9 protein-coding genes are annotated in these 12,379 nt (G+C 72.2%); all 9 read left to right on the top strand.

Translation table 11 applies throughout. The features are described 5' to 3' along the window. The first annotated feature begins 14 nt into the window (after nucleotides 1-14). The 9 genes from AC3X7Z_RS02680 (at nucleotide 15) to ftsE (ending at nucleotide 12,352) form a co-directional block, all read left to right on the top strand. Entirely contained in the window at nucleotides 15-752 is a 738-nt protein-coding gene (locus AC3X7Z_RS02680; RefSeq protein WP_489974911.1) for an ABC transporter ATP-binding protein, read from the top strand. Continuing rightward, the gene (locus AC3X7Z_RS02675) at nucleotides 749-2,680 is read left to right on the top strand and encodes an ABC transporter permease (RefSeq protein WP_489974910.1); all 1,932 of its coding nucleotides are present in this window, start codon (nucleotides 749-751) and stop codon (nucleotides 2,678-2,680) included. Before AC3X7Z_RS02680 ends, AC3X7Z_RS02675 begins: the two co-directional genes overlap by 4 nt. Before the next feature lie 200 nt (nucleotides 2,681-2,880). After that, complete coding sequence (gene glgX, locus AC3X7Z_RS02670; RefSeq protein WP_489974909.1) at nucleotides 2,881-5,061, top strand: glycogen debranching protein GlgX; 2,181 nt, start codon at nucleotides 2,881-2,883, stop codon at nucleotides 5,059-5,061. Continuing rightward, nucleotides 5,058-7,403, top strand: a complete 2,346-nt coding sequence (gene treY / locus AC3X7Z_RS02665) for a malto-oligosyltrehalose synthase (RefSeq protein WP_489974908.1) — start codon at nucleotides 5,058-5,060, stop codon at nucleotides 7,401-7,403. Before glgX ends, treY begins: the two co-directional genes overlap by 4 nt. A gap of 1 nt (nucleotide 7,404) precedes the next feature. Further along, nucleotides 7,405-9,168 (top strand): malto-oligosyltrehalose trehalohydrolase, encoded by a 1,764-nt coding sequence (gene treZ, locus AC3X7Z_RS02660; RefSeq protein WP_489974907.1) that lies wholly within the window; start codon nucleotides 7,405-7,407, stop codon nucleotides 9,166-9,168. A gap of 45 nt (nucleotides 9,169-9,213) precedes the next feature. After that, nucleotides 9,214-9,990 (top strand): hypothetical protein, encoded by a 777-nt coding sequence (locus AC3X7Z_RS02655; RefSeq protein ID WP_489974906.1) that lies wholly within the window; start codon nucleotides 9,214-9,216, stop codon nucleotides 9,988-9,990. Nucleotides 9,991-10,113: 123 nt separating this feature from the next. Next, nucleotides 10,114-11,229, top strand: coding sequence for a peptide chain release factor 2 (prfB, locus tag AC3X7Z_RS02650; protein WP_186340663.1), 1,116 nt, complete (start codon nucleotides 10,114-10,116; stop codon nucleotides 11,227-11,229). Between the two features lie 7 nt (nucleotides 11,230-11,236). Beyond that, nucleotides 11,237-11,539, top strand: a complete 303-nt coding sequence (locus AC3X7Z_RS02645; RefSeq protein WP_489974905.1) for a hypothetical protein — start codon at nucleotides 11,237-11,239, stop codon at nucleotides 11,537-11,539. A 123-nt stretch (nucleotides 11,540-11,662) separates the two neighbouring features. Next, nucleotides 11,663-12,352, top strand: coding sequence for a cell division ATP-binding protein FtsE (ftsE, locus tag AC3X7Z_RS02640; RefSeq protein WP_186340665.1), 690 nt, complete (start codon nucleotides 11,663-11,665; stop codon nucleotides 12,350-12,352). The last annotated feature ends 27 nt before the right edge of the window (nucleotides 12,353-12,379 follow it).

The following is a 12,379-nucleotide window of genomic DNA, read 5'->3' as shown; positions in this document are numbered from 1 at the left end:
GGTGGACTGGAGCCATGAACACCTCAGACGTCCTCACGATCCGCGACGTGAGCCGTCGCTTCGGCACACGTGACAACGTCGTGTACGCGCTGCGGGGTGTCTCACTCGCCTGCGCCCCGGGCACGTGGACCACGGTCATGGGGCCGTCGGGATCGGGCAAGTCCACGCTCCTGCAGTGTGCGGCGGGACTCGACCGCCCCACCGAGGGACAGGTGGCCCTCGCCGGGCACGACCTGTCGGCGCTGGACGACGACGAGCTGACCCAGCTGCGGCGTACGACGATCGGGTTCATCTTCCAGGGCTTCAACCTCATCCCCGCGCTCACGGCCGAGCAGAACGTCACGCTGCCGATGCGCCTCGCCGGGCGCCGGGTGGACACGGCTGCCGTCCGCCGCGTGCTCGCCGACCTGGGGCTCGGCGAACGTGCCACCCACCGTCCGCGGGAGCTCTCCGGCGGCCAGCAGCAACGGGTGGCGATCGCGCGCGCGGTCATCACCCGGCCGGCCGTGCTGTTCGCCGACGAGCCGACCGGAGCACTCGACACCGCCTCGGCCGCCACCGTCCTCGACCTCGTGCGCGCCCTGGTCGACAGGCACGACCAGACGGTCCTGATGGTCACCCACGATCCGACGGTGGCCGCCCGTTCGGACCGCGTGGTGTTCATGCGCGACGGATTGGTGGTCGACCAGGCGAGCGGTGAGACGTCGGCGCAGATCGCGGCCCGTCTCGGCGGGCTGGAGCAGGTGCGATGATCGTCCTCACAGTGCGGGTGCTCCGCGACCGCTGGCACCTCCTGCTGGGCACCTTCTGCGCCATCGCGATCGGCGTCGCGCTCGTCCATGCCGGGCTGAGCATCGCCAGCACCGTCGCGTCCGCGTCGCCACCGGCCGGCCTGTCCGCCGCGGAGCAGGCCGCCTACGAGGCGCGGCTCAGCGGCGCCAACACGCTCAACGGCCTGGCGAGCATCCTCGGCGTCTTCCTGACGATCTTCGTGGTGCGCTCCACCGTCGACTTCGCGATCACCGAACGACGACGAGAGCTCGCGCTGCTGCGGCTCGCCGGGCTCAAGCGGCGCCAGCTCCGGCTGCTGCTCCTCGGGGAGGCCGCCCTGCTCGGGGCGGCGGGTGCCCTGGCGGGGGCGGTCCTCGGCGTGGTCGTCGCTGCGGTCCAGGTCAGGATCTTCGTGGGCCTGGGGGTCCTGCCCGACGACGTGCACGTGGAGTGGAGCACCGCCCACCTGGTCGCCGACGCGGCGGTCGGCATCGGAGTCGCGGTGGCGGGTGCGCGCGCGGCGAGCAGACGGGCCACCCGGATCACGCCGCTCGAGGCGCTGCAACGTCGCGGCGCCGAGGGCTCGGCGATGACGCGGTCCCGCTGGATCTGGGGCACGCTCGGCGCCCTCGTCACCCTCGCCCAGATGGCCGCGGCGGTGGCCGTGGGGGGCATCCTCGGCCCCCTCCTGCTCGCGCTGGGGATCATCATCACCGGCTCGATCGCCATGAGTCAGCTCAGCCCGCTGCTGGTCCCGCTCCTCGCCTGGGCCATCGGCCCGGCGGTCCGTGACCCGCTCGGCCGGCTCGCCCTCGCGAAGATCCGTGGCGACGCCCGCCGTGCCGCCCAGGTCGCCGCGCCCCTGATCGTCCTCGTCGGGCTCGTCGTGGGCCTCCAGGGCCTGCTCGACACCCAGACGAAGGCCGGCGAGCTCGAGATCACCACGCTCACCCGCGCAGACCTCCTCGTGCGCACCCACGGCGACCCGTCGCGGCGGGTCGCGGCCGTGGACGGCGTCGCCAGCGCCGACACGGAGGTCCAGGTCCCGGCGCGGGTCGAGATCACCCGGGGTGACGCCGTCCGCGCGCTCCGGGGGACGGTCCTGGCCGTCGAGCCCTCCCGGTTCGGCGTCGTCCATCCCCACCCTCCGCGCAGCGGCAGCACCGCTGCGCTCGATGCCGGTCACATCGTCTTCGGGCCGGGTGTGGAGGATGCCCGGATCGCCGGCCGCATCCGACGCATCACGCTCACCGTGGGCGGCCGGACCCGGGTCCTGCGGGAGGCCGCCCGCACGGGCGAGGGCCTGGCGGCCGCCGACTGCTGCTACGTCGCGCGACAGGCGGTCCCGGACCGGATCCTCGCCGGCTCGCCCTCGACCGTGCTCGTGACCCTCGAGCGCGGAGCTGCCCCCGACGAGGTCCGCAGCGCCATCGAGGCGCTCGCCCTGGGCGAGGTGACCAGCCAGGAGGAGGAGGTCGCGGAGCTCACGGCGGCGAAGGCCGACGACAACCGGGCGGTGATGACGGCCCTCGTCGGTGTGGGCAGCGTCTATGCGCTCATCAGCCTGTTGAGCACCCTCGCGATCGCCATCACCCAGCGTCGCTCCGAGCTCGCCGTGGACCGCCTCGCCGGCATCACCCGCCGGCAGGTCGTCCGGGTGGTCCTCACCGAGACGGCGGCCATCCTGCTCATCGGCCTCGTCCTCGGGACCGTGGTCTCCGTCGCCGCCCTGGTCGGGCTGTGGGTCGGGACGTGGCGCCACCTCGGGTCGCCGGCCGTCGCCGTTCCCTGGCAGCTGCTCGGCGGCGTGAGCGTCACCGTCGCCCTGCTGGCCGCGGGGACGGCGACGGTGGCCGCACTCGTCGCGACCAGGCGCCCTCCCGTCCATGACATCGCCACCCAGGAGTGACCCAGGAGTGACCCAGGAGTGACCCGGGAGTGACCCGGGAGTGACCCGGGGAGCCGCACCAGGGCCGCCACCGCTGTCGTCGTCGCGACGCCGACCGGGGGAGCCCCGGCTGGGACACGCGTCACCCTCGACGGGACGGCCCCACCCCATCGAATGGGTCGGGGGAGGGACTAGCGGCGCGTCGCCGGTACGTTCGTCGCATGATCGAGACCTGGCCCGGCACTGCCTATCCCCTGGGAGCCACGTTCGACGGCACCGGCACCAACTTCGCGCTCTTCAGCGAGGTCGCCGAGCGCGTCGAGCTGTGCCTGTTCGACCCCGACCCGGACGCCCCCGGCGGCTTCGTCGAGACCCGGCTCGAGGTCACCGAGGTCGACGCCTACGTGTGGCACTGCTACATCCCGACGGTGCAGCCCGGCCAGCGCTACGGCTACCGCGTGCACGGGCCGTGGGACCCGTCCCGCGGGCTGCGCTGCAACCCCAACAAGCTGCTGCTCGACCCGTACGCCAAGGCGACCGCGGGCGAGATCGACTGGGACCAGTCGCTGTTCGCCTACAACTTCGGCGACGAGGACTCGCGCAACGACGACGACTCGGCCGCGCACATGACCCACGGCGTGGTGATCAACCCGTTCTTCGACTGGGAGGGCGACCGGCGCCTGGACATCCCCTACAACGAGTCGTTCATCTACGAGGCGCACGTCAAGGGCCTCACCCGGCTGCACCCCGACGTCCCGGAGGAGCAGCGCGGCACGTACGCCGGGCTGGCGCACCCGTCGATCACCGCCCACCTGCAGAAGCTCGGCGTCACCGCGATCGAGCTGATGCCGGTGCACCAGTTCGTGCAGGACTCCACCCTGCTCGAGAAGGGCCTGCGCAACTACTGGGGCTACAACACCCTGGCCTTCCTGGCCCCGCACGCCGACTACGCGTCGAGCAAGCAGGGCCAGCAGGTGCAGGAGTTCAAGGCGATGGTCAAGGCGATGCACGCCGCCGGCATCGAGGTCATCCTCGACGTCGTCTACAACCACACCGCCGAGGGCAACCACCTCGGCCCGACGCTGAGCTTCAAGGGCATCGACAACGCGGCCTACTACCGCCTCGTCGACGACGACCAGCGCTACTACATGGACTACACCGGCACCGGCAACACCCTCAACGTGCGCCACCCGCACTCGGTGCAGCTGATCATGGACTCGCTGCGCTACTGGGTCACCGAGATGCACGTCGACGGCTTCCGCTTCGACCTCGCCGCGACCCTGGCCCGCGAGTTCTACGACGTCGACAAGCTGGCGACGTTCTTCGAGATGGTGCAGCAGGACCCGGTCGTCAGCCAGGTCAAGCTCATCGCCGAGCCGTGGGACATCGGGCCCGGCGGCTACCAGGTCGGCGGCTTCCCGCCGCAGTGGACGGAGTGGAACGGCGCCTACCGCGACACCGTGCGCGACTTCTGGCGCGGTGAGCCGTCGCTGGGCGAGTTCGCCTCGCGACTCGCCGGGTCCTCCGACCTCTACGAGCACTCCGGCCGGCGGCCCTTCGCCAGCATCAACTTCGTCACCGCCCACGACGGCTTCACGCTGCGCGACCTCGTGTCCTACAACGAGAAGCACAACGAGGCCAACGGCGAGGACAACAACGACGGCGAGAGCCACAACCGCTCGTGGAACCACGGTGTGGAGGGACCGACCGACGACCCGGAGATCCTGCAGGCGCGAGCGCGCGAGCAGCGCAACTTCATCGCGACCCTGCTGCTGAGCCAGGGCGTGCCGATGCTGCTGCACGGCGACGAGCTGAGCCGCACCCAGCACGGCAACAACAACACCTACGCCCAGGACAGCGAGATCAGCTGGGTGCACTGGGACGAGGCCGACCGGCCGCTGATCGAGTTCACCGCGGCGGTGGCCGGGCTGCGCGCCGACCACCCGACGTTCCACCGCAAGCGCTTCTTCACCGGCAACACCGTGCGCACCGGCGACGGCGAGCGCCTCAACGACATCGTGTGGCTCGACCTCGACGGCGCCCCGATGGAGGACGACGACTGGGAGGGCGGCAAGGCCATCGGGATGTACCTCAACGGCAACGGCATCGCCGGCAAGGACGCCCGGGGCGCCACGATCACCGACGACCACTTCCTGCTCTACTTCAACGCCGACGGCCCGGCGCAGGTCACCCTGCCGCCGGAGGAGTACGCCGCCGCGTGGGACGTGGTGATCGACACCAGCGGCGACGCCGACGCCGGCCCGACGCTGAAGGCGGGCGGCACGTTCGACCTCGACACGCACTGCGTCGTGGTGCTCCGCGAGCACTCCGACGAGGAGACCAGCTCCGACCACTCGGTGGCGGCATCACTGGCGGCCCGCTCGGGTACAGACGCCTCGTGACCGACGCCCCCACCCCCAGCCGGCCCGAGCGGCGTACGCCGCACAGCACCTACCGCCTCCAGATCAGCCCCGACTTCACGCTGCACGACGCGGCCCGGGTGCTGCTCTACCTCCACGACCTCGGTGTCGACTGGGTCTACCTGTCGCCGCTGCTGGCCTCCGAGCCCGGCAGCACGCACGGCTACGACGTCGTCGCCTTCGACCACGTCGACCCCGAGCGCGGCGGCGCCGAGGGCCTGGCCGCGCTGTCGGCCGAGGCCCGGCGCCTCGGCATGGGCGTGCTGGTCGACATCGTGCCCAACCACGTGGGCGTCGCCACCCCGGCGGAGGGCCCGTGGTGGTGGGACGTGCTCAGGCTGGGGCGCGGGTCCGAGTACGCGTCGGCGTTCGACGTCGACTGGGCCGCCGGCGACGGCCGCATCCTGATCCCCGTGGTCGGCGACGACGACGAGGACGCGATCCACCTCGCGGTGTCGGAGGCGGGGGAGGGCGAGGTGCGCTACCACGACCACCGCTTCCCGCTCGCCCCCGGCACGTCCACGCTGGAGGAGCAGCACTACGAGCTGGTCAGCTGGCGCGCGGCGGACGACGACCTCAACTACCGCCGGTTCTTCGCCGTCAACACCCTCGCCGCGGTGCGGGTGGAGGACCCCGAGGTCTTCGCCGAGACCCACGCCGAGGTGAAGCGGTGGTTCGACGAGGGCCTGGTCGACGGCCTGCGGGTCGACCACCCCGACGGCCTCCGCGACCCCAAGCGCTACCTCGACGACCTCGCCGCCCTCACCGGCGGCGCCTACGTGCTGGTGGAGAAGATCCTCGAGCCCGGCGAGCACCTGCCCGCCGACTGGGCGACCGCCGGCACCACCGGCTACGACGCGCTCGCGCTGATCGACCGCCTGCTGACCGACCCGGCCGGCGAGGCGCCGCTGACCGCGTTGGAGGACCGGCTGCGCGGCACCAGCGTCGACTGGGCGCAGATGGTCCACGACAACAAGCGCGCCGTCGCCGACGGGATCCTGCGCGCGGAGGTCCTGCGGATCACCCGCGAGGTCGAGCGCGTGCTGGAGTCGCGCGAGGAGCAGGCCGGGCCTGGTGCCGACTCCGACTCGGTGGCCGACGCGGTCGCCGAGCTGCTCGCCTGCTTCCCGGTCTACCGCTCCTACCTCCCCGAGGGCCGCGAGCACCTCGACCAGGCGTTCGCCGCCGCGCGTGCGCACCGCCCCGACCTCGCGGCGACGTACGACGTGCTGGAGCCGCTGCTCAACGACGAGTGGGGCCAGCCGGCACGCCGCTTCCAGCAGACCTCGGGCATGGTGATGGCCAAGGGTGTGGAGGACTGCTCGTTCTACCGGTGGTCGCGGCTGACGTCGCTCAACGAGGTCGGCGGCGACCCGTCGATCTTCTCCGTCGGCGTCGAGGAGTGGCACGACGCGATGGCCGCCCGCCAGCGCGACTGGCCCGACGCGATGGTCACGCTCTCGACCCACGACACCAAGCGCGGCGAGGACGTCCGCGCCCGCATCACCGTGCTCGCCGAGGAGCCCGGCCACTGGGAGCGGGCGCTCGACGAGCTGCTGCGGCTCGCGCCGGTCCCCGACCCGGGCTTCGGCTCACTGCTGTGGCAGGCGGTGCTCGGCGCAGCCTGGACCTGGGAGACGCCCGACCACCTGCCCGACCTGCGCGAGCGGCTCCACGGCTACGCCGAGAAGGCGATGCGGGAGGCCGGCGACCGCACCACCTGGACCGAGCCCGACGAGGCGTACGAGAAGCAGGTGCACGCGGCGGTCGATGCGATCTTCGACTCCGAGGAGGTGCGCGCGGTGCTCCTCGACCTCGCCGCGCGGATCGACGCACCCGCCCAGGCCAACTCGCTGTCGGCCAAGCTGCTCGCGATCACGATGCCGGGCGTGCCCGACGTCTACCAGGGCAGCGAGCTGTGGGAGACGTCGCTGGTCGACCCCGACAACCGCCGCCGGGTCGACTTCGACCACCGGGTCGCGGTGCTGGCCGGCACCGCCGAGGACGACGCGGCGACCAAGCTGCACGTCACCTGCACCGCCCTGACGCTGCGCCGCGACCGTCCCGAGCTGTTCACCGGCTACGCCCCGGTGGGCGCGACCGGCGCCGCGGCCGACCACGTCGTCGCCTACGACCGCGGCGGCGCGATCGCCGTCGCCACCCGGCTGCCCGTCGGGCTCGCCGCCGCCGGCGGCTGGGGCGACACCGTGCTGGAGCTCCCCGACGGCCGGTGGCACGACGTGCTCACCGGTCTCGACACCGACGGCCGGCTCGCCGACCTGCTCGCCGTCCACCCCGTCGCCCTCCTCGTGAAGGTGGGCTGACGTGCGCGGCCCGTTCGACGTCTGGGCGCCGAGGCCCGGTCGCGTGCGCCTGCACGTCGCCGGCGAGGTGGTGGAGATGACCCGCGCCGACGACGGCTGGTGGAGTCCCACCGGGCCGGTGCCGCCGGTGGGTGACGCCGTCGACTACGGCTACCTCCTCGACGACGACCCCGACCCGCGGCCCGACCCGCGCTCGCGTCGCCAGCCCGACGGGGTGCACGGCCTGTCGCGGCGCGACGTCGACACCCACGAGTGGCAGGACTCGGCGTGGACCGGCCGCCAGCTCGCGGGGGCGGTGATCTACGAGCTGCACGTGGGCACGTTCACCCCGGAGGGCACGTTCGCCGCGGCTGCCGGGCGACTCGACCACCTGGTCGACCTCGGCGTCGACTTCGTCGAGCTGATGCCGGTCAACGCCTTCAACGGCACCCACAACTGGGGCTACGACGGCGTCGGCTGGTTCGCCGTGCACGAGGGGTACGGCGGCCCCGACGGCTACCGCCGCCTCGTCGACGCCTGCCACGCCAAGGGCCTCGGCGTCGTGCAGGACGTCGTCCACAACCACCTCGGCCCCTCGGGCAACTACCTGCCGCTGTTCGGGCCCTACCTCAAGGACGGCCGCAACACCTGGGGCGACCTGGTCAACCTCGACGGCGAGGGGTCGGCCGAGGTGCGCCGCTACATCCTCGACAACGTGCGGATGTGGTTCGAGGACTACCACGTCGACGCGCTGCGCCTCGACGCCGTGCACGCGCTCAGCGACACCTCCGAGGTGCACCTGCTCGAGGAGATGGCGATCGAGACCGCCGCCTGGTCCGCCCACGTGCGCCGCCCGCTGACGCTGATCGCCGAGTCCGACCTCAACGACACGCTGCTCGTGCGCCCGCGCGAGGCAGGCGGCTACGGGCTCGACGCCCAGTGGAGCGACGACTTCCACCACGCCGTGCACGTCGCGCTGAGCGGCGAGACCACCGGCTACTACGCCGACTTCGCGCCGCTCGAGGCGCTGGCCAAGGTGTGCGAGCGGGGCTTCTTCCACGACGGCACGTTCTCGTCGTTCCGCGAGCGCGACCACGGGGCGCCCGTCGACACCGCGCACATGCCGACCTGGCGCCTGGTCGTCGCCAACCAGAACCACGACCAGGTCGGCAACCGTGCCCGCGGCGACCGGCTCGCCGAGCACCTCGACGACGACCAGCTCGCCTGCGCGGCGCTGCTGACGCTGGCCGGGCCCTTCACCCCGATGCTCTTCATGGGCGAGGAGTGGGCCGCCTCGACGCCGTTCGCGTTCTTCACCTCCCACCCCGAGCCCGAGCTCGGCACGGCGACCGCCGAGGGCCGGATCGCCGAGTTCGAGAGGATGGGCTGGGACCGCGACGAGGTGCTCGACCCGCAGGACGTCGCCACCTTCCACGGCTCCCGGCTCGACTGGGACGAGCGGACCGAGGGGCGGCACGCGGTGCTGCTCGACTGCTACCAGCGCCTCGGCCGGCTGCGGCGCGACCTGCCACAGCTCACCGACCCGTCGTTCGGCTCGGTCTCGTGCACCGTCGAGGGCCGGGTGTTCACCATGGCCCGCGGCGACCTGCTCGTCGTGGTCAACACCGGCGACGAGCCCGCCCGGGTCGAGGTGGGGGAGCGCGACGTGCTCTTCGAGACGCCGGCGGGCGTCGACCTGGGCGGCGGCACGCTGAGCGTGCCGGGCCACGCGGGGGCGCTGCTCGGCCCGGCCACAACTTTCGCCGGAGCCACCGCGTCTCCCTGACTGAACGGCCCGCAACCCCGGGCCCGCACACAACGGGGACGAACCATGAACCGCATCACCGCACTCGCCGCCACGGTGGCGCTCGCCGCCGGCTCGCTGGCGCTCACCGCGCCGGCCCAGGCCGCGCCCACCCAGGCCTACAAGGTCACCGCCAAGGCCAACATCGAGGTCGCCGTCGCCAAGGAGGACACGGTCAAGGTCCGCGGCCGCGTGACGCCGAAGGCCGCCGGCCAGAAGGTCGTGCTCCAGCAGCGCGTGGGCAAGAAGAAGACGTGGAAGGTGACCGGCAACGTCAAGGTCAAGAACAACGGCACCTACCTCCTCAAGGACACGCCCTCGACCCCGGGCCCCCGCGAGTACCGCGTGCTCAAGCCCGCCTCGAACGGGATCGCGAAGGGCTTCAGCAAGCCCGTCGCCGTCGAGGTCTACAAGTGGGAGAAGCTCGCCTACCGCACCAGTGGCCCCCGCGTGAACCTCGACGCGACCGGCGTCCTCATCGGCGCCGACTACTTCGGCCAGAGCCTGGCGACCACGACCTCCGGTGAGCCGGCGTCGGTGGAGTACACCCTCGGCCGCAAGTGCACCGCCCTGCGCGCGACGTACGCCCTCACCGACAGCTCGGCCACCGGCTCGAGCGGCGCGGTGACCGTGAGCGCCGACGGCGCCGTCCTGGCCACGCACCCGCTGGCGGTCGGCACGGTCGTGGCCGACGAGGTCCTCGACCTCTCCGGCGTCTTCCGCCTCAAGATCGACCTGTCCACCACCGCGACGCCCGTCGCGGTCGCCGCGGTGGCGACGCCCGAGGTGCTCTGCACGCGCTGACGCGCACCCGATCCGGCAGCGGCGCGCACGACCGGGGTCACAGGCCCGGGAGTGCGCGCCGCTGCTGCGCGTCCGGAGCCGCGATCAGGCCCCGACTGGCGTTTGGCCGTAGGGTTGGCTCTCGTGGCAGGCATCGACTACGACGCAGAGATCAAGCAGCTCCGGGCGACCATGAAGACCATCGGTCAGGTCCTCGACCTCGACAAGATGCGCGGCGAGATCGCCGACCTGGGCGAGCAGGTCGCCGCCCCCGACCTCTGGGACGACGTGGCGAGCGCCACCCGCATCACCGGCCGGCTCTCCGCCCTGCAGGGGGAGCTCGACCGCTTCACCGGCCTCGAGGCACGCATCGAGGACCTCGCGCTCATGGTCGAGATGGCGCAGGAGGAGGGCGACGCCGACTCGCTCGCCGACTCGGAGGCCGAGCTCGCCCGCATCAAGAAGTCGGTCGAGTCGCTCGAGATCCGCACCCTGCTGTCGGGGGAGTACGACGAGCGGGAGGCGATCGTCACGATCCGCTCGGGCGCCGGCGGCGTCGACGCGGCCGACTTCGCCGAGATGCTCATGCGGATGTACACGCGCTGGGCCGAGCAGCACAAGTACGGCGTCGAGGTCTACGACGTGTCCTACGCCGAGGAGGCGGGCATCAAGTCCGCCGAGTTCGCCATCCACGCGCCCTACGCCTACGGCACCCTGTCGGTCGAGGCCGGCACCCACCGCCTCGTGCGGATCAGCCCGTTCGACAACCAGGGCCGCCGGCAGACGTCGTTCGCCGCCGTCGAGGTGGTGCCGGTCCTCGAGCAGACCGACGAGATCGAGGTCGACGAGAACGACATCCGCACCGACGTCTTCCGCTCGGGCGGCCCGGGCGGCCAGTCGGTCAACACCACCGACTCCGCGGTCCGCCTGACCCACATCCCCACCGGCATCGTCGTGTCCTGCCAGAACGAGAAGTCGCAGCTGCAGAACAAGGCCTCCGCCATGGTGGTCCTCAAGGCCAAGCTGCTGGCGAAGAAGAAGGCCGAGGAGGCCGCGCTCAAGAAGGACCTCAAGGGCGACGTCGCCGCCAGCTGGGGCGACCAGATGCGCAACTACGTGCTCAACCCCTACCAGATCGTCAAGGACCTGCGCACCGGCCACGAGTCGGGCAACCCCAGCGCCGTCTTCGACGGTGACCTCGACGACTTCATGGAGGCCGGCATCCGCTGGCGCCGCGGGGCCGAGAAGGTCGACGCCTGAGGCCACGATGGGACTCTTCAGCAGGCCCGAGGTGATCGGCCCGGGCGTTGGGAGCGATGCGGACCGCACCCGGATCGCGGAGCTCGAGCGACGCGTCGCCTCGCTCGAGGCACAGCTGGCCCAGCTGGCCCGTGCCGCGTCGCCCGCAGGCGTGGCCCCGCTGACGGCGTCCGCGACCGAGCCCTGGCTGGCCGAGGTGCAGGCGCTCCGCCGCGCCGGCAAGACGATCCACGCCATCAAGGTCTATCGCGAGCACACCGGCGCCAGCCTCACGCAGGCCAAGGACGCCGTCGAGGCGCTGCCGGTCTGAGTGCCCGCTCCGCGGCGGCACCGGAGGCGCTGGTGACCCACCCCACAGGCCCCGCCGCGTCGACCTGGGGCCCTGCGGCGCGCGTTTGCCGGACCTGCGTACCCCTCACGTAGCCTCGATGCCGTGATTCGCTTCGAGAAGGTCACCAAGAGCTACCCCGGCCACCCCCACCCCGCGCTCGACAACGTGTCCGTCGACGTCGAGAAGGGGGAGTTCGTCTTCCTGGTGGGCTCCTCCGGCTCGGGCAAGTCGACCTTCCTGCGCCTGGTGCTGCGCGAGTACCGACCCACCTCCGGGCGGGTCTACGTCGCCGGCAAGGAGATCAACCGGCTGGCCAGCTGGAAGGTGCCGCGGCTGCGCCGCGACATCGGCACCGTCTTCCAGGACTTCCGGCTGCTGCCCAACAAGACGGTGACGGAGAACGTCGCCTTCGCCCTCCAGGTGATCGGCAAGTCCCGCAAGGAGATCAAGGACGTCGTGCCGGAGACGCTCGAGCTGGTCGGGCTGAGCGGCAAGGGCGACCGGATGCCCGACGAGCTCTCGGGCGGCGAGCAGCAGCGCGTCGCGGTCGCGCGGGCGTTCGTCAACCGCCCGATGATCCTCATCGCCGACGAGCCCACCGGCAACCTCGACCCGACGACCTCCGTGGGCATCATGAAGCTCCTCGACCGCATCAACCGCACCGGCACGACCGTGGTGATGGCCACCCACGACGCCGGCATCGTCGACCAGATGCGCAAGCGCGTCATCGAGCTCGAGAACGGCCACGTCGTGCGCGACCAGGCGCAGGGCGTCTACGGCCACCAGAACTAGAGCGGCGCCCCCGCCCGATCCGCACCC

The organism is Nocardioides sp. Z24_21 (genome assembly GCF_058134345.1).
This window is presented reverse-complemented; position numbering and strand designations above follow the sequence as displayed.